22 protein-coding genes and 1 tRNA gene are annotated in these 20341 nt (G+C 61.2%); 14 read left to right on the forward strand and 9 right to left on the reverse strand.

Going from position 1 to position 20341, the window contains the following annotated elements:
• Window positions 1-8 precede the first annotated feature (8 nt).
• Window positions 9-1358, reverse strand: a complete 1350-nt coding sequence (locus RR_RS11505; RefSeq protein WP_011223782.1) for an IS200/IS605 family transposase — start codon at window positions 1356-1358, stop codon at window positions 9-11.
• Between the two features lie 437 nt (window positions 1359-1795).
• Here RR_RS11505 and RR_RS11510 point away from each other — a divergent pair, with 437 nt between their 5' ends.
• The gene (locus RR_RS11510; RefSeq protein ID WP_049938908.1) at window positions 1796-2113 is read left to right on the forward strand and encodes a hypothetical protein; all 318 of its coding nucleotides are present in this window, start codon (window positions 1796-1798) and stop codon (window positions 2111-2113) included.
• 13 nt (window positions 2114-2126) lie between these two features.
• Here the strand turns inward: RR_RS11510 and RR_RS11515 are convergent, their stop codons facing one another.
• Entirely contained in the window at window positions 2127-2429 is a 303-nt protein-coding gene (locus RR_RS11515) for a hypothetical protein (RefSeq protein WP_004957619.1), read from the reverse strand.
• 204 nt (window positions 2430-2633) lie between these two features.
• Between RR_RS11515 and RR_RS11520 the strand changes: the two genes are divergently transcribed.
• Together RR_RS11520 and RR_RS11525 are read left to right on the forward strand one after the other, a co-directional pair.
• On the forward strand, window positions 2634-3023 hold the full coding sequence (locus RR_RS11520; RefSeq protein ID WP_004591484.1) for a prefoldin subunit beta: 390 nt from the start codon (window positions 2634-2636) through the stop codon (window positions 3021-3023).
• 4 nt (window positions 3024-3027) lie between these two features.
• Window positions 3028-3264, forward strand: coding sequence for a hypothetical protein (locus tag RR_RS11525; RefSeq protein WP_004957622.1), 237 nt, complete (start codon window positions 3028-3030; stop codon window positions 3262-3264).
• A gap of 53 nt (window positions 3265-3317) precedes the next feature.
• Here RR_RS11525 and RR_RS11530 read toward each other — a convergent pair whose 3' ends face one another.
• On the reverse strand, window positions 3318-3644 hold the full coding sequence (locus RR_RS11530) for a hypothetical protein (protein WP_004957624.1): 327 nt from the start codon (window positions 3642-3644) through the stop codon (window positions 3318-3320).
• Window positions 3645-3722: 78 nt separating this feature from the next.
• Entirely contained in the window at window positions 3723-4253 is a 531-nt protein-coding gene (locus RR_RS11535) for a hypothetical protein (protein ID WP_011223786.1), read from the reverse strand.
• Window positions 4254-4570: 317 nt separating this feature from the next.
• Here RR_RS11535 and RR_RS11540 point away from each other — a divergent pair, with 317 nt between their 5' ends.
• The 5 genes from RR_RS11540 (at window position 4571) to RR_RS11560 (ending at window position 10089) form a co-directional block, all read left to right on the forward strand.
• Window positions 4571-5032: a bifunctional nuclease family protein gene (locus tag RR_RS11540; RefSeq protein WP_007187694.1), complete on the forward strand. Its 462-nt coding sequence runs from the start codon at window positions 4571-4573 to the stop codon at window positions 5030-5032.
• 43 nt (window positions 5033-5075) lie between these two features.
• A complete protein-coding gene (locus RR_RS11545; RefSeq protein ID WP_007187695.1) occupies window positions 5076-5750 on the forward strand; it encodes an HAD family hydrolase in 675 nt (224 codons plus the stop codon).
• Window positions 5751-5840: 90 nt separating this feature from the next.
• Window positions 5841-8294, forward strand: coding sequence for a PAS domain S-box protein (locus RR_RS11550; RefSeq protein WP_011223787.1), 2454 nt, complete (start codon window positions 5841-5843; stop codon window positions 8292-8294).
• Between the two features lie 99 nt (window positions 8295-8393).
• Window positions 8394-8693, forward strand: a complete 300-nt coding sequence (locus RR_RS11555) for a HalOD1 output domain-containing protein (protein WP_011223788.1) — start codon at window positions 8394-8396, stop codon at window positions 8691-8693.
• A gap of 427 nt (window positions 8694-9120) precedes the next feature.
• Complete coding sequence (locus RR_RS11560; RefSeq protein WP_011223789.1) at window positions 9121-10089, forward strand: terpene synthase family protein; 969 nt, start codon at window positions 9121-9123, stop codon at window positions 10087-10089.
• Window positions 10090-10161: 72 nt separating this feature from the next.
• On the opposite strand, the gene RR_RS11565 is transcribed toward RR_RS11560, so the two are convergent.
• Both RR_RS11565 and RR_RS11570 read right to left on the reverse strand, forming a co-directional pair.
• On the reverse strand, window positions 10162-11670 hold the full coding sequence (locus tag RR_RS11565) for a (R)-citramalate synthase (protein ID WP_011223790.1): 1509 nt from the start codon (window positions 11668-11670) through the stop codon (window positions 10162-10164).
• A 196-nt stretch (window positions 11671-11866) separates the two neighbouring features.
• Window positions 11867-12211 carry a DUF192 domain-containing protein gene (locus RR_RS11570; protein ID WP_049938909.1) on the reverse strand — a complete coding sequence of 115 codons (345 nt, stop codon included), beginning with the start codon at window positions 12209-12211 and terminating at the stop codon, window positions 11867-11869.
• An 82-nt stretch (window positions 12212-12293) separates the two neighbouring features.
• Here RR_RS11570 and RR_RS11575 point away from each other — a divergent pair, with 82 nt between their 5' ends.
• The 4 genes from RR_RS11575 to RR_RS11590 all read left to right on the forward strand — a co-directional run bounded on the left by RR_RS11575 (window position 12294) and on the right by RR_RS11590 (window position 16555).
• Window positions 12294-12839, forward strand: a complete 546-nt coding sequence (locus tag RR_RS11575; protein WP_011223792.1) for a DUF7097 family protein — start codon at window positions 12294-12296, stop codon at window positions 12837-12839.
• Window positions 12840-12906: 67 nt separating this feature from the next.
• A complete protein-coding gene (locus RR_RS11580; protein ID WP_049938910.1) occupies window positions 12907-14004 on the forward strand; it encodes an ATP-binding protein in 1098 nt (365 codons plus the stop codon).
• Window positions 14005-14073: 69 nt separating this feature from the next.
• Window positions 14074-14643 carry a GMP synthase subunit A gene (locus tag RR_RS11585; protein ID WP_004957654.1) on the forward strand — a complete coding sequence of 190 codons (570 nt, stop codon included), beginning with the start codon at window positions 14074-14076 and terminating at the stop codon, window positions 14641-14643.
• Window positions 14644-14698: 55 nt separating this feature from the next.
• Window positions 14699-16555 (forward strand): DUF2070 family protein, encoded by a 1857-nt coding sequence (locus RR_RS11590; RefSeq protein WP_011223794.1) that lies wholly within the window; start codon window positions 14699-14701, stop codon window positions 16553-16555.
• Window positions 16556-16625: 70 nt separating this feature from the next.
• Here RR_RS11590 and RR_RS11595 read toward each other — a convergent pair.
• Window positions 16626-16710: transfer RNA gene (locus RR_RS11595), tRNA-Ser, on the reverse strand.
• Window positions 16711-16795: 85 nt separating this feature from the next.
• Here RR_RS11595 and RR_RS11600 point away from each other — a divergent pair.
• Entirely contained in the window at window positions 16796-17743 is a 948-nt protein-coding gene (locus RR_RS11600; protein ID WP_011223795.1) for an AAA family ATPase, read from the forward strand.
• Here RR_RS11600 and RR_RS11605 read toward each other — a convergent pair.
• Window positions 17740-18150, reverse strand: coding sequence for a GtrA family protein (locus RR_RS11605; protein WP_007187702.1), 411 nt, complete (start codon window positions 18148-18150; stop codon window positions 17740-17742). The two genes, RR_RS11600 and RR_RS11605, sit on opposite strands and share 4 nt — an antisense overlap.
• Window positions 18151-18156: 6 nt before the next feature.
• The gene (locus RR_RS11610; RefSeq protein WP_011223796.1) at window positions 18157-19575 is read right to left on the reverse strand and encodes a sulfatase-like hydrolase/transferase; all 1419 of its coding nucleotides are present in this window, start codon (window positions 19573-19575) and stop codon (window positions 18157-18159) included.
• Between the two features lie 220 nt (window positions 19576-19795).
• Here RR_RS11610 and RR_RS11615 point away from each other — a divergent pair, with 220 nt between their 5' ends.
• The gene (locus tag RR_RS11615; RefSeq protein ID WP_007187704.1) at window positions 19796-20323 is read left to right on the forward strand and encodes a GNAT family N-acetyltransferase; all 528 of its coding nucleotides are present in this window, start codon (window positions 19796-19798) and stop codon (window positions 20321-20323) included.
• Window positions 20324-20341: the final 18 nt, after the last annotated feature.

The following is a 20341-nucleotide window of genomic DNA, read 5'->3' on the forward strand; positions in this document are numbered from 1 at the left end:
AGTCTCGGCTATGCCGATTCCCCGGAAGCAATATTCCCGTCACGGTGGACGGTACTTGGGTCTGTGCGCTGTTCTTTGGGACTTTCATGAGAGCGTGGTAGCTCCGACCACTCGTGGTCGTCCCACTCGAACCGCACGGGCCGTGCCATCGGCCTAACTGCCTGCTTTATCTGCCGCTTCAGGAACGTCTCTGACGCCGTAAGGTCGGCGTGGCCCTCGAACCCGCACTGACAGGTGAGTGTGTCTTGGTGCCGTGTCGTTCGGCCCGTCGAACCACACTGCGGGCACTCTTGGCTGGTCCACGCCTCCGACCGGACTTCCACCGAAATACCGTATTCTTCGGCGGTACACGCCAGTCGTTCGGTGAACTGCTTGAACGCCCAGAAGTTGTGAGTCTTGGCGTTGGTTTCGACCGACCAGTGCGTTTCGAGTACGTCGGTCAGGCCACCGATATACACGGTATCGACACCTTCGGCGTACAGTCGTTCGAGCAGGTCACGACACAGTGCTTCTTGTGCGTGGTCGCGGCGACGAGTGCGTTTCCGGTACAGCCGCCGGATGCGCTCACTACTGTACCTGCCTTCTTCGAGTTTCGACTGTAACCGGGCGATTTCTCGTGTCGTTTCACGGAATCGCTGGAATAACTCACGGCCCTCGTACAGATATTGCTCGCCAGTTGTCGTGGTACAGGCAACGAGATTGTTCGCACCAATATCCAGAGCGGCCTTCTCGTCGGCCAGTGGAGTGTCCCGTGCATCATCAGAAACAGTCACGGGTTGCGAAGCCCTGAACGTGTTGTCAGTCTCGTCGTACCACAGTTCCAACCGGCTCTGGTCCTCGTAATCAGGCCAGTTCGGGTCGCCAACGATTTCGAGCCGAAGACGACTTTTCGGGCTGTTGTGCCTGTCACGGAGTTCTTTTCCGACGACCATTTCAAGCCGAGAACGGTCACCCCACTCGATGGTGTAGGCGTCCTTTCGGACAACGCCTTTGAGAACACGTCCGTCGTCTTCGTTGCCACGGAAGCCCGGCGGTTCCGGGTGTTCCGTAACCGACGTGTTTGACTCGTCGTGATACGCCTTCTTGCTCTCGAAGAACCCGCGCCACGCTTCGCTGTTTGCTCGCCGGACAGTTTGAGCGGTGGATGCGCCGAGAACGGCTTTGTATTTGCCCTCAAGTCGGCCTGTATCGGCGTCCCACACGTCTTCGCCCTCGAAGCCGTCTTCGTCGTTGTAGCGCATGAGGCGTTCGTAATTTATCTCGTTCCAGAGAGCGGCACACGCGTCCAACAGGTCCCGTAGCACCTGCTTACCATCGTCTGAAAGCGGTCGCACGGCGAACGTGTTGGCACGCTTCATCCAAAGTATAATCAGTCTCAATGTCTAATAAGTCTACTGATGAGGCCAAACATCGACATTGACTGGGCAATCCACGGACGTATCAAAGACTACGCAGAGGCAAACGATTTGACTCTCTCGGAAGCCTATACAGAGGTGTTAGGAGCCGGACTCGACACGCTGGAGACTCAATAACAGCAGTAACACGGCAGTTTCTCACCAGAGCTTACGCGATTCACTCCCGCCCTGCTCAGTCCTCGGTTCCGACTGAGCGTCGGAACGCTCGTCTTTCGCAGGAAGGGCGGGATTCTCTCGCTGAATCAAGATAGCGCCGATTGAGAAGGCGCCGGAGTAACCCCATCTGTGCTGGGATAAGGAACTAATAAACATCGTCCGTACTCCGTGCCGTGTCAGAACAACCCGCGCCTCAGTTTCTTGTGGCCTCGGCCGCCGTTTGCGTGCTGGGCTGTCTCGTCGGAGCACTGCTCCCGATTGTCGTCGGGTCATCAGCCGCGTTTACCGGCAGCGTGACTTCAAGCGGGCTTCTCGGACTCGTCTTCACCGTGCGAAACCTCCAACTGCTCCGCGTGACCGGCGAGCCGAGTTTACCGCCGGCCGTCCTGACAACAATTTTCGGCGGCTGGTTCATGCTCGCCCCGTTGTTGTACACTGATGTCGGCTTTCTCGCGACCGCAGGAACACAGCTCGCCGGAACAGTCGTCTCGACGTTCGGACTGTACGTCACGGTCGCCGGGCTGGCCGACGGGCCAGCGTAGACAGCCGCGGCAGCTATTCACCGACCGCAGCGGAGAGCTCTGTGGAAACAACGTCGACAGCGCTCTCAACGTCTGGATGTCTCCCTGTTCCGACATCCTTGCAGCCCTGTTTTCTGTCGATTCGGACCGCGCTATCGTCGAAGAGCTCAGGGCGAACAACAAGTTTGGCTGCAGCACAGACGCCGTCGTCGTCCGGAATCCGATACTCGACGATGCCGCCGTTGGCGTCGCTTCGCTGCCACGGTGCCGGCGGGTCCGGTAGCGCAGCGACCAACTCCTCCGGGTCAGCGGCTGTCTCCGGTGACGGGTGGGACATACTGTAGTAAGGGCTGTGAGACGCAAACGTGTTACGCCGACTGTCCCGTCATTCTACTATCGGTGCGTGGAGCTGACCTCCCCGTCAATTTGGACGGTATACGCCGATATCGGACATTCTGGGCCCTGAACGGGCCGGGGTGCCAGCACCCGCGTTCGGAGCTAGATGCATGGGTTTAACACTCCGGCTCCCAACTCTGGAGGTATGCAGGGTAATCTTCCGCCTGAAGCACAGGAGAAGCTCGAGGAACTGCAGGACCTTCAGCAGACAGCACAGCAGGTCGCCGCACAGAAACAGCAGGCCGAGACGGAGCTCCAGGAGTCCCAGACGGCTCTGGACGAGCTCGACGACATCGACGAGGACTCGACCATGTACCGCGAGGTCGGCGAACTTCTCGTGAAGACCGAGTTCGACGAGGCACAGGACGACCTCGAAGAGAAGGTCAACAGCCTCGAAGTCCGCGTTGAGACACTCGAAAAGCAGGAAGAGCGCGTTCAGGAGCAGTTCGAAGAGCTCCAGAGCGAGCTCCAGCAGATGCTCGGCGGCGCAGGCGGCGCGGGTCCGGCCGGCGGCCCCGGCGCTGGCGGCGCATAAGGCGATGCCGACAGACGATGAGGTCGTCGAGACAGCCTCAGCCGCCGCCGAAGACGTTGTCTTCTCTCGGTACGACGTCGGCGCGGTCGAGGACCTCGACGTGACTGTCACCTTCGAAGACGGCGTACTGGACGTCGACGTGTACGTCAACGCGCCCGACAGTCGTCAGGACGAGGCACAAGTCGCGGACGACGCTGCCCTTGCCGCACGGGCCGCCGTCGACGACCTGTTCGAAGAATAGGCACCCGCAACCAAGCGGGCAGTCACTCGGTGTTCTACCGACACCGCGAACGGTCAGTCGTGGCTATCGGCGGCTGGGTCCCCGGTCCGGTCGCTCGCGAACCCGGTTCGGAACGCGATCCAGCCAAGCACTGAGACGAACAGTATCGGCGGGAGAATCATGAACCCCCACAGCGGGTCCAGTCCCCAGCCAAGTAGCAGGGCCAGATCAAACAGCCCGATAGCGAGAAACGGCGAGACGAACAGGAGAGCACGCTTCCGGTTCATCTCACCCGACGATTCCGACGCCGACGAGTCCTCGTCACCCGCAAGTAGGTCTGCCGTCGTGCGGTCACGGGTTCCGTCGCCAGCGCGGACGCTGGACTCGGCGGTGTCATCCATACCCATCACTCAGAGTTCAGCAAGCAAAAAAACCGCGCTTGATTACTCGGCGGGTGAAGAGCCGTCAGGTCAGGGGGATTACGCGTCGCTGTCGTCGTCAGTGGACTGCTCATCGTCTCCAGCCGCGTCCTCAGTCGACTCCGCAGCAGCGTCGTCCGCGCCACCGCTCTCAGACGGCGATTCGGTTTCGTTCTCGGCCGCGTCGCTCTCGTCACCGGGGGTCAGGTCGCTGATCTGTGCGCCCAGATCACCCGTGAGTTCGCCGGCCTGCTTCTGTCCGATGAGCGTGTGAATCTCGCTGACGAAATCAGGGACCTGTTCGGGGAGGTCCGACGGCGGGCCACGCTGGTCGCCTGCCTGGCCGGCGTCAGCAGGTGGGCCGCGACGGTCAGACGCCGAGGCGGCGCCGTCCGACGTGTTCTCGTCAGCGCTCGCTGTTTCGTTCGCTGCCTGTTCAGTGTCGTTCGCTGCTTGCTCAGCAGCGTTGTCTGCCTGTGCGTTGTCCGCGTGGTCATCAGCCTGTGCGCCTGCTGCGCCGGGAAGTGCCGCCGCCGAGCCCGTGATGACGAGCACGGCAAGCAGGCCGCCGGCAATCGTAGTGAGTTTCATTGTGGTCGTTGCCTCCGCTTGGCTCTCTGGTCGGATGGCATATGAAGGGGGCAAGCCGAAAAGGCGAATTAAGTCGAATTTGCCCGATTTGAGTGTTCTATCGTCTGTTTTAATTCGATTTAATCCCGCTTCAAAGCCCACTCACCACGTCATCGCGCCGAGATCGGACCGCTGGGTGAGATGGTTGGCGTGCGCGTCGCGGGGCCGGCCCGGCCGACGAAGACATAGTTGGAGTCGGTCAGATGATAGCGCACGGGACAGGCCCCTGAAACCGCCGCCGGGGTAGCTTTTCATACCAGCGAGCCCAACACTGGTTCATGGAACACGATGCCACGGTCGAAGGGGTCGGCGTCGGTGTCAGCGAGGAAGGGAGCGGCACGCCGGTCGTTCTACTCCGTGCACGTGAGGAGATCGTCCCAATCTTTGTCAGCACGGACCAGGCCCAGTCGATGCAACTGGCTATCGACGGCGAACCCTTTGAGCGCCCGCTCACTCACGACCTGTTGGTCGAGATGGTGACGGAGTTCGGGGGAGCTATCGACCGGGTCCGTATCGACGACCTCGCCGACGGGACCTTCTACGGGAAGATCGACGCGGAACAGTACACCGACGACCGGCGCAAGGACATGGTATTTGACGCTCGCCCCTCGGATGCCATCGCGATTGCCCTCCGGGTAGACTGTCCGGTCGTCGTGACAGACGATGTTATCGACGAGGCCGGGCGATCGCCGGAGCAGTTCGACCAGAGCGGGAGTGGCAGTGAGGATCTCGGGCTGTGAGGACGCGAAACCTTTCTGCGTCTGTCCGCCCTGAAAGTACGTGATGGGGTACGAATCGGTCATCTTCGACAACGACGGCGTGTTGCTGACGCTGACGGACATGGATGCACACTACGTCGGCGCGCGCCAGGCATTCGAGGAACTGGGCGTGGTCTCGCCGTCGACAGCCCACGTCGAGGCGATGAGCATCGGTGTGACAGTGCCCGAGCTCACCGACATCTGTACGCAGTACGATATCGACCCCGAGCGGTTCTTCCGGGCTCGTGACGAGGCCCTGACCGCGGTCCAGCGGGCGCTTATCCGGGCCGGAGAGAAACAGCCATACGCCGATGTATCTGTGCTCGACCGGCTAGACTGCCCGCTGGGTGTGGTTTCCTCGAATCAGCGCGACACCGTCGCGTTCGCCTTTGAGCACTTCGATATCGGCCACTACTTCGACACCGTCTGGGCACGCGAGCCGACAGTCGAGAGCCTCCGCCGGAAGAAACCGCGGCCGTACTACATCGAGCGGGCGATGGACGACCTCAACGTCAGTAATGCCCTGTTCGTCGGCGACAACGAATCCGACATCGAGGCAGCACATCGGGCCGGGATCGACTCGGCGTTTATTCGTCGCCCACATCGGGTCGACACGCAACTCGACGTGACACCGGACCACGATGTGTCTGGCCTCGAAGACGTGGTTCACCTCGCCAGTCGACGCAGCGGGAGCGACTGAGACGTATCCGGACCTAACGGACACGCACTCTTCGTGTTCTGGTACGTATACTGAAAGCAACCTTTCCCATGGCAAGTGCCGTGAAACGGTATGGAGAAGCCGGTCGGTGGAACGGATGAGAACGAACAAGCGGCACGCGACACACCGGCACAGCAGTCCCCTCCTGTGCTGTTGGAGACGCTCGCCGCGCGAATGCCCGAGCCAGTGGTCGTTTCTGCCGCTGACGGGGAGATACGGACCGGGAACGACCACCTCTGTGACCTCCTCGACTCGGACCCATCGGACGTGTTTGGAAGCCAGATAGGGACGTTCTTCCCAGGTCTGGATGACGTTGACCTTAGAGCCCACTGTAGTCAGTCACCGGGAACACCGCTAACGTCGTCGTGCTCTGCTGGTGGCACGGAGCGGTGGGTCGAAATCGCCTTCGAGCCCCAGCAGTGGGACGGCGAAGAATTGTATCTGGGAATCGTCCACGATATCACCGAGCGCCACGAGCGGACGGAGATGCTCGAACAGTACGAACGGATCGTCGAGACCATTGAGGACGGCATCTACACACTTGACGAGGCGTTCACGATGCAGACGGTCAACAGTGCCGTCGAGTCGATGACCGGCTATGATAAGGACACGCTGGTCGGGTCGAACGCGACGCTGCTGGCAGATGAATCCGTCATCGAGGAGGCCGCAGAGATGTCGCGACAGTTCATCGAGGGCGAGCGCGATGTGGGCACGCTGACGACGGACCTCAGAACCGCTGACGGGGACACGCTGCCGATCGAAACCAAATTCACGACGTACGACCGCAAGGACGGGAGCTACCGGCAGGTCGGCGTCGTTCGAGATATCTCTGACCGGAAGCGGTTCGAGGAGACACTCGCGGCACTGCACGAGTCAACCAGAAAGCTGCTACATACGGAAACCAAGACGGCCGTGGCCGAGCAGATACTCGACACGGCCGTCGACGTGCTGGAGCTCCCCGACGTGGAGATATACCTGTTCGACCGAAGCGACAACACCCTTCGCAGCGTCGGCGACGTCGACGCGGACCGAAGCGCGTCGATCGGCCCGGGCGAGAGTACAGCGTGGGATGTGTTCGTGCAGGACAGCGCTGTCGAAGTTCCCCCCGGCGAGAGCATCGACCTCGGGGCGGGGCCGGTCACGGCGGACGCGAAGCGGCTCTGCCTCCCGCTCGAAGACCACGGCGTGTTCTACATCGAACTGGGCCAGCAACACAGCGACGCCAGAACACGCGAGATGGTAGATCTGCTCGCCGCCAGCGCAGAGGCCGCGCTCGCACGTGTGGACCGCGAGACGACGCTCCGTGAACGCGAGGCCGAGCGCCGCGAACAGAACCGGGAGCTGCGACGGCTCAAGCAAGTCAATGCCATCATCCGCCGGATTGATCAGGTGCTCGTCGAAGCGGAGACCACCGAGGAGATAGAGCAGGCGGTGTGTGACCAGTTGGCCGAGTCACAGTGGTTCTCCTTCGCCTGGCTCGGCCGACAGGATGCAACGGAACTCGTCCCCAGAGCGTGGGCGGGCGACACCGCCAGCTATCTGGACGCCATCTCGCTGTCGCTGGAGCGCGAGGGCGGGCCACCGGCCGTCCAGACTGCACAGTCCGAAGCGATGACTATCGTCCCATCAGTGGCGGATAACCTTCGAGGAGACCACTGGCGGACGGAGGCACTTTCCCGAGAATTCCAGTCAGCACTCAGCATTCCGCTCGAATACGACGATTTTGTCTACGGTGTCTTGACGGTGTACGCCCAGCAGGAAGACGGGTTCGGCGAGATGCTTCAGGAGGTGTTTGCCGAACTCGGCGAGACCATCGCGAATGCGATACAGGAGGTTGAGTCCCGACAGCGGCGGGCCGGCGACGGGACCGTCGAGCTCGAACTATCGCTGTCGGCCCCACAGTCTTTCTTGACCCACCTCTCAGACCAGGTCGGTGCCCCGGTCATCTGTGAAGGGGCCGTACAGCGCAGCGACGGTGCGACCCGTCTCTTCCTCGCTATCTCGGACTGTGACCCCGCTGTCGTTGAGGAGCAGATAGTCTCGATGGCTCGTGTCGACACTGCGCGGTCGATCTCGACCGACCAGTTGGACGGGTTTTACGAGGTCGTCGTGACTGGTCAGACCGTTGCAGAGACGGTACTGGAGCAGGGCGGGCGGTTGAAATCGATCCGAACGTCAACGGATGGACTCACTGTGACAGTTGTCGTCTCGGGCGAAACCGATGTCCGGCAGTTCGTCGAGCAGCTCGGCGAGCGCTACGCGAACGTCACACTGATCGCGCGCCGTGACGGCGCACAGTCCGACGGTCAACGAGACGAGACGGTCCGGTCGGCACTGGAGGAGCAACTCACCGATAGACAGTTCGAAGTCCTTCAGACGGCGTATCTGAGTGGGTTTTTCGACTGGCCCCGGGAGACGACTGGTCAGGAAATCGCGGCCAGTTTAGACGTGTCACAGCCGACGGTCAATCGGCACCTCCGCGTCAGCGAGCGAAAGTTGCTCGAACTCGTGTTCGGCGATAGCTGATAGCGGCGCTATACTACTAGTGACCAGTCCGGCGGGCGGTATCTGTATAGCCACAATCACCTTTTGAACCACTGATCAAGAGACAAACAGCGACGAATCATGTCCCAGGCAAAACTGGTCTACAGACCGACACCCAATGAACCGCTGAGCGAAACCATCGTCCACGCCGTAGCCGACACGCTGGGTATCGACCCTGTCGACCTCGATGACCGAATCAGTGACTGTATCGACCCTGATGCGCTGGACCGACTGTTCCGTCCCGAGACGGACGGCACCACGAGTCCTGACGGGCTGGTCGTGTTCAGTATGGCTGGCTGTCGTATCGAAGTCGAAGGGAACCGTTCGGTGCTGGTGACACCGTCCCGCGGCGGCTCGGTGGCAACTGAACTCGAGGCATAACTCGCGCGACTGTTCTGCTGGCGCTGTGTGACCTTATTTAGAGAGATATTGCCGCCAGCAAACGTATTATTGTCACTTTATTTTTACATATCACCCACAGATCGCTGCTATATTTCAGTAAGTAGATATTTCTTTTGTGGTAGCAATTGAAAAACTGGTACGTAACTCGGAGTAAAGCTGACCAACTACTTTGTTAATAATATACTACTAGCAGCATACACGTCAGTACCACTATAAGCGCAACTTTGCCTCTCAAATGTATGGACCGTGGACACCAACTGATCGGAACCGACTCGCAGTCGGGCAAGAGCGCCAAGGCAGTGACCGTTCAATCTGAAGAAGTAGAAGCACCCAAACACCAGTTAATTGGACATTATTCTACCGCCTGTGTCGATATTCAGGGTGCAACTATCGGGAGGCAGTCACAATGAGTGTTGAGTCACCGGCGGTTGATGCACAGGACCTTCTTGAAGAGGTTCGGACAACCAGTCTCCCGGACCAGGTTGCAGAACTGGCAGACGAGTACGAACGGATCTGTGGCGAGCGTGATCGGTTCCTCTGGCAGTGGATCTACTCGCTGTTCCCTGAGTTTACGCTCTCCTCTGTCCACCCGGATCACGCCGACCACGTCCGGACACAAAAGACGATACTCACGATGTACGTCACGATTCTGGACGACATCGTCGAGAACGACGGGGACCGAGACACCTTCGAAGAGGCCCGACGCCTCGTTCAGGACCCGTCAGCCGTGGACCCGAGTCGTGCAGCGGTAAGCGAGGAATATTTCTCCTTTATCGAGCGTGTATGGCGGGAGTTTGAGGGGGGCCTGACTGACGCACCGCGTGTTGAGGAGTTCTACGACGTGTTCACCTACGATATGCGACAGACGCTAAACGCGATGGATTACAGCGCCGTCGTCAACGAGAACCCACGGATTGCGAACCTCAGCGGGGCCGAAACCTATGGGGCACATAACATGGTAATGTTCCCCTACGCGGCCGTTGACCTGATGTACTCGCCGGAATTCGATCTCGCGGACTACGGCACGGTCCGGGACCTCATCTGGGACCTGCAGGAGATGGCCCGAATCGGCAACTGGCTCACGACCTGGGAGCGAGAGGTCAAGGAAGGAGACTACACTGCGGGAATCGTCGTGTTGGCCCTTCAAGAAGGGTTCGTTACACCTGAAGAACTCGAAAACCCTGACCGGAAAGCCGAACTCATCGACAAAATCAAAACCGAGCAGCTCGAGGCACGGTTCCGGGACCGGTGGGCCGACATCTATCAGTCCGTGCGTGACCGCGAGTTCGATACGGATAGTGTCGACCTTGACGCGCTGGTGCAGGGCATGGAAACAGTGTTCCAGTACCACGAAGCCAGCCGCGGACACAAGTAACAAAGCGACGTTCCGTGGTCCGCGGACAGGTGCGAACTGATTCTACGTATTTAAAACAGAACTGTCGTACCGTCAGTCGTCGGCGACGAGCGGTTCCTCGTCGTCGGCGACAAGGCGGTCCATCGCATCGACCATTGCGCGCACAGACGCCCGCGTGATGTCTGAGTCGCTGGCGGAGACAACGACGTGGTCATCGCCGCGTGACATCTCGATTTCGACCGTAACGAGCGCGTCCGTCCCGCCGGTGATGGCGTCCACGTGGTAGTCTTCGAGTGTCGCATCGGCGGTGTGGGACAGTGCCACCTCGGCAGCGTTCATCGCGGCATCGACCGGCCCGGAGCCGACTGCTGCCTCTTTTCGTTCCTCGCCATCGACCGAGAGTCGGACGCTCGCCGTCGGCGTATCGGAGCCGGAAACGGCAGTTAGGCCGAGCAGCTCGACCCGGCGGGCGCGCGCATCGTCGGTTACCTCGTCGGCGATGGTCAGCAGGTCGGCGTCGGTGACGCGCTTGCCGCGGTCGCCGATCTCCTTGACGCGACTGACGATCTCCGAGAGCTGGTCATCGGTGACCTCGACATCATGCTCGTCGAGTGCCGCCTCGACACCGGCTCGGCCCGCGTGTTTACCGAGCGCGAGTCGGCGTTCGCGGCCCACCTTCTCCGGCGGGTACGGCTCATACATCGAGTCGTCTTTGAGCGTCCCGTCGGTGTGGATGCCGGACTCGTGCGTGAAGGCGTTCTCCCCGACAACCGCCTTGTTGGGAGCCAGCGGAATGCCGGTCCGGTTGGCGATGAGCTGAGCGAGGTCGTACACCTCGGTGAGGGCCATCGATTCGACGCCGTAGCCATGGTCGAGCGCAATGGCGACCTCTTCAAGGGCGACATTGCCGGCGCGCTCGCCAATGCCGTTTATCGTCCCGTGGACGAGGTCCGCACCCGCTGCGATGGAGACCAGAGCGTTCGTCACTGCGAGCCCCAGATCATCGTGGGTGTGTGTGCTCACCGGACCCAGGTCCGAGAGCCGGGAGACGCATTCGAGCGCGCGGTCCGGCGTCGCGTGGCCAACGGTGTCGGCCCAGCAGATGCGGTCTGCGCCGGCCTCGACGGCGGCTCCGAGTAATTCTTCGAGGTAGTCCAGATCGGCTCGGGAGCCGTCCTCGCCGATGACCTCGACCCAGAGCCCGTGGTCGACGGCGTACTCCACCAGTTCGACGGTGTTGTCGACGTTTTCGCTCTTGGAGGTCCCGACCTTCTGCTCTACGTGCTTGTCACTGGCCGGGACGACGAGGTTGATGCCGTCGACACCACAGTCAAGCGCGAGGTCGATATCGTTCTGGATACCACGACAGAAGCTGGTGACAGTGCTGTCGAGGTCAAGCCCCGCGACGCGGGAAATCGTCTCGCGCTCGCCGGGGCCGGTACAGGCGCTCCCGGCTTCGATGACGTCGATACGCGCCGCATCGAGCGAGCGGGCGATATCGGCCTTGTCGTCCGGCGTCAGCGACACGCCGGGGGCTTGCTCGCCATCACGCAGCGTCGTGTCGAGAAACTGTACCTCACCGACATCTGAGAGCGCACGCATCGCTGGGTGCCCCTCGAACAATGTGTTCTGACTCACAGAAGATGCTCCATCACGCGCCACGAATTTCGCGGCCAGCCGCCTCGCGGCGACTTCCTCTATCCTCCGTCGGGTATTCCGACATAGTGGTGTCTACTCTACTCTTCACGGTCTAAAAGGTGACGGAACTGATTACCACGACCCATGCTATTGAGACTCGTTATTCCAGACGGACCGTGTCACCTTCGGAAACGTCCGACGCCGCGCCACCGGGTAGTTCGATGACAGTGTCTGCGGTCGCGTAGCCAATTGAGCGCCAGGGTTGCAGGGTGTCGACAGCCTGGACCTCCTCGTCAACGAGCCAGAGCACATCAAGCGGAAACCGGACGAACAGCATGTGGATGAACTGTCGGCTCGCGTGGTCGAAGGGAAAGACGAGCGCGTAGTCGTCGGGAATTGATGACCGGAACATCAGCCCCCGTCCCTGTTCGAGTATCGACTCGGCGTACTCCACCTCCGTTGCGAGGGGGTGTGCCGCGCCGTCGGGGTCGTGAACGAGCCGCATACCACCGCCGAAGTCGTAGGCAGGCAAAAAGTCTTCTGTCGGAACGGTGGATTTGAGGGGGCACGGACACTCATTACCTCGCATGGAAAAGGCTCCCGGGGGGACATCCGTCGGCGTTGACGACCCGTACGACCATGTAAAGCGGTGTGACTTCGTCACCAGCGAGGGGAAGTGTCGCTGGGCGCGCGAACACGGCCGTCACGACCCCGAATTCGCCAATGCCCGGAGCGCCGATGACTTTCGCTGTCCGGCAGCAATTGCGCCAGATGACACGGACACGGAGCCGGAATGGGACTGGGCCGACTGCCCGCATTTCCGCTCCCGAAACCACGACCGGGAGTGTGTTCGTTGCGGACTTGAAGAGCGACGGATGGCCCACTCTGCGGACCGACCGCTGCTGGAGGAACACCATCTCTCGTACCGCGACGGCGGCGACGAGCTATCTCACGAAATAACGGTATTTCTCTGCCGGTGGTGTCACGCGAAGATTCATCAGTCGTGGGCGCGAATCAACGATGACGCGAACCCGGACCCCGAAGCCATCGCACAGCGTGAACAGCGCCGTTCTAAGGAGCAATCCGAACTGGGCTTCGAATCGGCGGCCGACCGCTATGACGACTCGGAGTGATTCTAAATATCTTATTTGATAATTACTGCCGCACAGATAAGTAGTCACGTAGTAACCAGTTACTAAAGTGACCTCTCCAGCGCTCACGAAACAGTCGCTGGGGACGGGATATGTCGTCGCAACGGGCGTCGTGATTTCCGGCGCATTACTCGCCCACGGCATGTCTATCGTCCGGCCGTCCCCGGTAGACGTGGTCATCCTCGGCGTGGGGCTGACACCGGCGCTAGCCCTGGTAGCAGCGAACTACTGGCTACCGGTGAGTGGACTGTCTGGCGACCAGATATGGACTGCCGCGGAGTGGTGCGGGCTGGGTGTCGCGCTGTTTACCGTTATCAAAATCGTCGTATTGCTCGCCCCGGTACCGCAGTCCTCGATGATCCCGTCGATACTTGCAAGCGGGGTCGCAGTCGGCGGGTTCGGCGGGATTTTGTTCGGGTGGCTGCTGGAACTCCGGCGGTCTCGACGCCGCCTCGCCCAGAGCAACGAAGTGTTGTTTCGAGTCCTCAGGCATGACCTGCGGAACGACCTCAATGTCGCACTCGGACACCTCGGTGAATTGCAGCGGGAGACGGCAGAGCGCGGCAGGCCCGAGTCACGCGCACATGTCGAGCAGTTGAGCGGAACTATCGATGGCATCATCGCTACCACAGAGAAGGCGAGACAGATAGAGTTCGCGTTCGATGCGGACCGCCGTGCGCAGGAGCCGATTGACCTCGTGCCATGCGTCAGAGAACAGGCAAAAAAGATCACGCAGTCGACTCCGGAGGCAACTGTTGAACTCGACCTCCCTGAACAGTCGCGGGTGTACGCCGACTGGATGCTCGACACCGTGCTCCGGAACGTTATCGAGAACGCAGTCGTCCACTGCGAAGAGACCCCGACACTGTATATCTCAGTCGAAGAACACGGTCGAACCGTATTCGTCCACATCGGGGATAACTGTCCGTCGATTCCACAGCACGAACGGGATGTCCTCAATAGCGGCGTGGAGACGCAACTGTGCCACTCAAAAGGAGTCGGACTGTGGCTGACGACGTGGATCGTCGAGAGTTACGGCGGGGCAGTGCACCTCACAACCTCGGACGACGGCAACACCGTGACGCTGGAACTGTGTGGCCCGACAGTTCTCGACGAGATCCGCCAAACACTTCGAGAGTGGCCCTGAAGCCAGTCGCAAAGGGAACCGTCGACCGCATCAGGAGATATATACGCCTTCGCAGCCTTCGCGTCAGTAATGACCCGAATCGACGTTATCGACAATCACGGACAGTTCACACATCTGGAGCAGCGCGCGCTCCGTGACATGGGTGTCGATGTCTCGCTCAGGGACAACACGACTCCGCCAGAGGAGATCGACGCCGACGGCATTGTTCTCTCCGGCGGCCCCGACATGGACGATATCGGAAACTGCCCCGAGTATCTCGATCTCGACGTGCCCGTGCTCGGCATCTGTCTGGGGATGCAACTCATCGCTGACGAACTCGGCGGTCGGGTCGGCGGCGGCGAGTACGGCGGCTACGCGGACGTGACGGTGGACATCCTCGATGATGACGACCCGCTGCTCGGCTCGCTGTATCCCGAAACGCGTGTGTGGGCCAGCCACGCTGACGAAGTGAAGGAAGTCCCGCCCGGATTCGAGCGGACCGCGACCTCCGATGTCTGTGGCGTCGAGGCGATGAGCAACACAGACGAAGCGATATACGGCGTCCAGTGGCATCCAGAGGTCGCTCACACCGAAGAGGGCGAGGAAGTGTTCGAGAACTTCCTGTCGGTCTGTGACCAGCAGTCTGTCGCTCGCCAGTAATCGCTGCAGCGTGATGTAACTGGTTTTATATTCACGCGTAGGATGTGATACATAAATGACGGCGACACAGGGAAATCTCGCTAGTCTTTCGCGGTTTATTTTCAGGGCTCCGACCTGGTATACGAGCCTGGCCTTTGCACTGGTCATCGCGGCGATGACTGGTATCGTTGCGTTCGATTCGCGGTTCATCCTCGACGACGCCTGGCAGGGCGTGTTTCTTATCGGCCTGCCGACCTCAATCGCCAGTGCCGTGACGCCGTGGGTCGACCGGCAGCTGGGCGGACAATTAACCCCGAACCGCGCCACCCTGCTTGCGGTCATCTGTGAGCTCATCACGATTGCGATGCTGACCATCGCCGGCGTTATCGCCGTCTTTACTGTCCGCCTCGGCCAGAACTTCGTCTTCGACGTATTGCTGGTCGCGCTGGCATCGATATTCGCCTTCCGGCTGCTGATACTGATGGCCGTCTCGCGGCACTCGCTGCTGAAAGCGACGATTCCGGCGAGCGTCCAGACAGTCACTGCCGCCGTGTTGCTGGCGATATACAGCGGCGCAACCGCGTTCATCCTCGAAGACCCGATGCTCCGGGAGTACCTCTCCCGCCCGGAAGAGGTCCCCCCGCAGGTACAGGGGTTCATCCCGGAGGATTTCATCATTCTCGCGGTTATCTGTGTCATCTATGCGCTGGCAGTCTGGCTATTCCTCGTCGTTATCGACCAACCGTGGCGCTCCTCGCTGGGTGTTTCCGCACTCGATTTCCTCCGGGGCTTCATCGGCCACATTGCCGAGGGCACGCGCGAACTGGAGGAGTTCTTCGAGGAGATCGGCGAAGAAGCCGTCGTCCCAGTCACCTTGCTGTCGGTCCGCCGGCCGGACGGCGAGGAGAAAGCCCGGTTCGTCCTGCCGATGATTCACCCTGGTCCGATGGGTGAAATCGGTGGTGGCAACCTCCCCAGACGCGTCGCCGAGTCGGCTGACGGCCTTGCTTTCCCGCCACACGCGACCGCCGGCCACGACTTCAACCTCGTCACCGAACGGGAAGTCGACAAGATCCTGTCGACGGCCGAGACTGCGTACCAGAACATCGAATACGACAGCCAAGCGACGGCAGGACACCGGGTCACCGAGGGAGAGGCCACGCTGACGGGACAGGCGTTTGGCTCCGACGCGCTCGTCGTGAACACGTACGCGCCGGGCTGTGCCGACGACGTGGAGTACGCCGTGGGACTCTCTGCGATGTCGGAAGCGCGGGCCGACGGGCTCGACGACGTGCTTCTAGTCGACGCACACAACTGCAACGACGGGCTCGAAGGCGACGACCTCGGCCACGTCGTTCCCGGCAGTCAGCGGTCCTTCGATATGCTTCACGGCGCTGGACAGCTTGGAAGCCTGCTCACAGACGCCGAAACTGGCCAACTCCGCTGTGGCGTCGCCTGGGATGAAACCCCCTGGAAGCCCGAGGAGGGTATCGGCCCGCTCGGAATCCGGGTCTGTGTCTTCGAGGTCAACGACCAGCGGACGGCGTACGTACTCATCGACGGCAACAACATGGAGCCGGGCCTCCGCCAGCGCATCATCGACGCCGCTGAAGGCGTGGATACGATGGAGGTGATGACCAGCGACACCCATATCGTCAACACAGTCGAAGCCGAGAATCAGGTCGGACAGGTTATCTCTGAGAAGGAGATCGTTGCGCTCATTGGGGACCTCGTCGACAGGGCCATCGCCGATCTTGAGCCCGTCGAGGCCGGGATGGCGAGCGAACAGGCGACGGTAACGGTGTTCGGCAACGACCGGACCGAGACGCTGGCCTCGACTGCCAACGCGATGGTGTCGATGGGCGGTGCGCTGGCTGCAGCGTTTATTCTCATCGTCATGACGGTTAGCGTGCTGATTTTCCTGCTGACCTGACGGGCGGTCGACCGAATATGCTCCGTCAGAGATACAGCGCTGTCGCTCAGCGAACTGTACCGTTAGAAAGCGCCGAGGAGGAGATTTGAACTCCTGAGTCCGTGAGGACAGTTGCTCTCGAAGCAACCGCCTTGGCCAGGCTAGGCTACCTCGGCTCATCAATCAGTACCGCCGTTTGCTCTTTAGGGGTTTCGATTTCGGACTCGACACCCCTTTATCGGACCCGTAACATGACAGGCTATGGACGCTACCGAGGCAAGCGAGGTGTCGAGTCAGATCCTCGATGAGATCGGGAGTGCCGTCATCGCTGACCGCGGCTTCTTCGAGACGGTGCTGCTGGGGGTCGTCGCGAAGGGCCACGTCCTGCTTGAGGACGTTCCCGGCACAGGGAAGACGCTGACCGCCCGCAGCGTCGCGACCGCGCTGGGACTGTCCTTCTCCCGCATCCAGTTCACGCCGGACCTCCTGCCGGCCGATATCACGGGGACACACATCTTCAACGAGGAGTCCCGGAGCTTAGAATTCACCGAAGGACCGGTGTTCGCCAACGTCCTGTTGGCCGACGAGATCAACCGCGCACCGCCAAAGACCCAGTCCGCGCTGCTCGAAGCGATGGAAGAAGGACAGGTCACCGTCGACGGGGACACGTACGAGCTGCCGGAACCGTTCTTTGTCATCGCCACGCAGAACCCTGTCGATATGGAGGGGACCTTCGAACTCCCCGAAGCACAGGTCGACCGGTTTCTGGCCAAGACATCACTCGGCTATCCTGACGGCGAGGGCGAGGTCGAACTCCTCCGGCGGCGTGCCGGTCGAACGACACAGAGTCCGACCGTGGAACCGGTGCTTGACGCGGAGTCAGTCAAAGAACTCCGGAGCGTTCCGGAGACAGTTACGGTCGACGACGACCTGCTGCAGTACATGGCTGACCTCGTCCGGGCGACCAGAGACGACTACCGCGTAGATGTGGGGGTCTCACCGCGCGGGACCCAGCGATTGTTCGAGGCAACGCGGGCGATGGCAACAATCGCCGGCCGGGAGTACGTTGCACCGGACGACATCAAGCGGGTCGCACAGCCGGTGCTGGCCCATAGGCTCGTGTTAACGCCCGATGCCCGCGTCGAGCAAGTCGACAAGGGAACCGTCATCCAGAGCGTGCTCGACGAGGTCCCCGTCCCGACCGTCTAACCCCACGTCCAGTGGGCATCAAGCGCGTAGCGATACACACCTGTGATGACGATGGCCCCGGCATTCCCGACCAACGGCACGACGCCGCCCCAGGTGACAAAGGCGTAGAGAAGGCCTAACTGAAGTGGGATAGCTGTCCCGCGGACGAGGTTCGTCTTCCCTAGCCCGAGTACGTACTCCCGCAGGCTCGAATGCTGCGACCGGTGGAACGTCCAGGCGTTGTTCAGAGCGTACTGTAGCAGGATCGTACATTCGATGGCGATAGCGGCTGCGAAAATGTAATTCAGGCCACCGATATCAGTAAACAGCCATAGGAGCGCCTGCTGGACCGATGCAGCAAACACACCGACGAGGAAAAACCGGACGAGTTGCTGTCGCCGGGCCGGTGTGACGACAGCGGACGCCATACAGCCTTACTGATAACCGAGTGCCTTTAATCGTGCTGTTATCTCGTCGGATGCCTCGGTGTTTCCAGCCCCCGTCCCGTCGCTGTCGAGTGTGGCGAGGTGGTCGGCGACGGCATCCGACAGGCGGTCGAGGACGGTTGCAGGCGGGTCGGCATCCGTCGAGCCCGAACACAGATCGACCTGTTCCTCGGGGTCGTTCGTCCGGTCGTACAGTTCCTGGTGGCCCGATTCTGTGAATTCGATGTACGTGTAGCGCTCGTCGCGTGCGCTGAGGAGGAGTTCCCCATCCGCACGGTTCCGCGGAATCGGCTGACTGGTCACGCTCTCGCCCCGGACCGCTGCGGAGACGATGGGACCGCGGTCCTCGATGGCCTCGCCGTGGACCGCTGGAGCGACAGACGCCCCGTCCCACTCCGCCGCCGGCGTGAGCGACAGCAGGTCGCACACTGTCGGCGCAATTGTGTCGAGGCCGACCGGCGTCTCGACCGACTGGTGCTCGCTGTCCGGCGTCGAGACGATGTATGGAACGTCGATGAGTTCCCGGTAGAGCTTGGGGTAATGAGCGAGATGACCGTGTTCAAGGAACTCCTCGCCGTGGTCGCCGGCGACGATGATGGTAGTGTCGTCGCGGTGGCCTTCAGTTTCGAGAGTGTCGAGGAGCCGACCGACGCTGGCGTCAACCTGCCGGACCGTCGCCTCGTACAGCGTCCGGAGCGTCTCCAGCGTCCGGTCGTCGACTTCCCAGCCCAGCCCGGTTCGGAGGTGGGACGTGAGCATCCGGAGGACGCCGAAGTGGTTGTCCGACACTTCACGGATGTGCCGTGGTGCCGGGACGTACGGCGTGTGCGTATCCATGTAGTGGACCCACAGGAAGAACGGTCCGTCGGTCGTCTCCAAGAACTCAGTAGCGTGGTCTTCGAGGTCACCCATCCGGGACACGTCGGCGAAGGGGCGTTCGTCGGACCCGCCGCTGAGAACGGTTGCGGCGCGCCGGAACGGCGAGGTTCCCAGCTGGACCCATGCCTGAATCGTCGGATGGGCCGCCAGATACTTGCTGTAGCCGCCGCTGTCGACGAACGGCTCGAACTCGTCGAATCCGCGGTCGTACCCCCAGTGGTCGGTGAGAAAGCCGTTGGCGGCGTTGAACCCTGCCGTCTCGACACCGGCATCGGACACCTGCTCGGCCAGCGTCGGTGTTGACGCCAGACCGATGTCTTCGCTTTCGGTGAACACCGGTCGCGACCCGTGAATGCTAGGGAACGAAAACGGCGTCCAGTTCCCCTGTGCCACGGCGTTTTCGAAGACGACGCCCGAGTCGGCGAGGGAATCCATGACTGGGGAGACGCTGTCAGTACCACCCAGTGCGTCGGCCCGCAGCGAGTCAACCGTGACTAGCACCACGTTCTGGGGTTCTGAAGCCGTCATAACCGACCCACCTTCCCCCTCACTCGCAATGTTACCGACGTATCGCGTCCACAGACCGGGGGTTGCACCCAATGCGTGCCACCGTATTTTCTCATACCCCCTATACCAGACACTGAATACTGAACGTTCCGGATAAATTCAGAGCGGTATAATAGAACCATACGCTAATAAGGTAGAATTAAACCCCTTCTGCGATAATGTGCGCTTCAGAACATATTCGATGACCGACCGGATTCAGTTTCGAGCCTACGACAGCCGGGATGCCGACGCCGTCTGGCGCCTCCACGAGTGGGCGATGCGAGCGACCGGCAACGACCCCAGCGACATCCCCGGAACGTCGGACCTGAAAAACATCGAGACCCGGTATTTCGACACCGGCGGCGCGTTTCTCGTCGGCGTCGTGCCCGCCGTCGACGACGAACTCCCGGAGACGTTCGACGGTGGCCTGGCCGCGATGGGCGGGTTCCTCCCGAATGAAGTCGGGCACGCGGACGAGCGAACCGTCCCCGGCGCGGCCGAACTCCACCGGATGCGGGTGGCTCCGTCCCGGCAACGACGTGGCTACGGTCGGAGCCTCCTCCACAAACTCGAACAGCAAGTGGTCGAGCAGGGATACGAGGTCCTGCTTGCGACGACATCACAGAGCCAGCCCGCCGCGGTCGCGTTCTACCGCGACGAAGGATACCAGGAGGTAGACCAGTCAACACAGGGCGAGTACGAACTCGTCCACTTCGAGAAACGGCTCTGACCCAACAATCGGACGCGG

It is taken from the genome of Haloarcula marismortui ATCC 43049, from assembly GCF_000011085.1.
GTDB lineage: Archaea > Halobacteriota > Halobacteria > Halobacteriales > Haloarculaceae > Haloarcula > Haloarcula marismortui.

Bases quoted from the DNA above. Each gene is read 5' to 3' on its own strand.
- RR_RS11590 (WP_011223794.1), top strand. From the start codon at position 14,699: ATGACGGCGACACAGGGAAATCTCGCTAGTCTTTCGCGGTTTATTTTC.
- RR_RS11600 (WP_011223795.1), top strand. From the start codon at position 16,796: ATGGACGCTACCGAGGCAAGCGAGGTGTCGAGTCAGATCCTCGATGAG.
- RR_RS11610 (WP_011223796.1), bottom strand. From the start codon at position 19,575: ATGACGGCTTCAGAACCCCAGAACGTGGTGCTAGTCACGGTTGACTCG.
- RR_RS11515 (WP_004957619.1), bottom strand. From the start codon at position 2,429: ATGTCCCACCCGTCACCGGAGACAGCCGCTGACCCGGAGGAGTTGGTC.
- RR_RS11505 (WP_011223782.1), bottom strand. From the start codon at position 1,358: ATGAAGCGTGCCAACACGTTCGCCGTGCGACCGCTTTCAGACGATGGT.
- RR_RS11615 (WP_007187704.1), top strand. From the start codon at position 19,796: ATGACCGACCGGATTCAGTTTCGAGCCTACGACAGCCGGGATGCCGAC.
- RR_RS11555 (WP_011223788.1), top strand. From the start codon at position 8,394: ATGTCCCAGGCAAAACTGGTCTACAGACCGACACCCAATGAACCGCTG.
- RR_RS11575 (WP_011223792.1), top strand. From the start codon at position 12,294: ATGGAAAAGGCTCCCGGGGGGACATCCGTCGGCGTTGACGACCCGTAC.
- RR_RS11550 (WP_011223787.1), top strand. From the start codon at position 5,841: ATGGAGAAGCCGGTCGGTGGAACGGATGAGAACGAACAAGCGGCACGC.
- RR_RS11530 (WP_004957624.1), bottom strand. From the start codon at position 3,644: ATGGATGACACCGCCGAGTCCAGCGTCCGCGCTGGCGACGGAACCCGT.
- RR_RS11535 (WP_011223786.1), bottom strand. From the start codon at position 4,253: ATGAAACTCACTACGATTGCCGGCGGCCTGCTTGCCGTGCTCGTCATC.
- RR_RS11525 (WP_004957622.1), top strand. From the start codon at position 3,028: ATGCCGACAGACGATGAGGTCGTCGAGACAGCCTCAGCCGCCGCCGAA.
- RR_RS11570 (WP_049938909.1), bottom strand. From the start codon at position 12,211: ATGCGGCTCGTTCACGACCCCGACGGCGCGGCACACCCCCTCGCAACG.
- RR_RS11540 (WP_007187694.1), top strand. From the start codon at position 4,571: ATGGAACACGATGCCACGGTCGAAGGGGTCGGCGTCGGTGTCAGCGAG.
- RR_RS11565 (WP_011223790.1), bottom strand. From the start codon at position 11,670: ATGCGTGCGCTCTCAGATGTCGGTGAGGTACAGTTTCTCGACACGACG.
- RR_RS11560 (WP_011223789.1), top strand. From the start codon at position 9,121: ATGAGTGTTGAGTCACCGGCGGTTGATGCACAGGACCTTCTTGAAGAG.
- RR_RS11520 (WP_004591484.1), top strand. From the start codon at position 2,634: ATGCAGGGTAATCTTCCGCCTGAAGCACAGGAGAAGCTCGAGGAACTG.
- RR_RS11585 (WP_004957654.1), top strand. From the start codon at position 14,074: ATGACCCGAATCGACGTTATCGACAATCACGGACAGTTCACACATCTG.
- RR_RS11545 (WP_007187695.1), top strand. From the start codon at position 5,076: ATGGGGTACGAATCGGTCATCTTCGACAACGACGGCGTGTTGCTGACG.
- RR_RS11605 (WP_007187702.1), bottom strand. From the start codon at position 18,150: ATGGCGTCCGCTGTCGTCACACCGGCCCGGCGACAGCAACTCGTCCGG.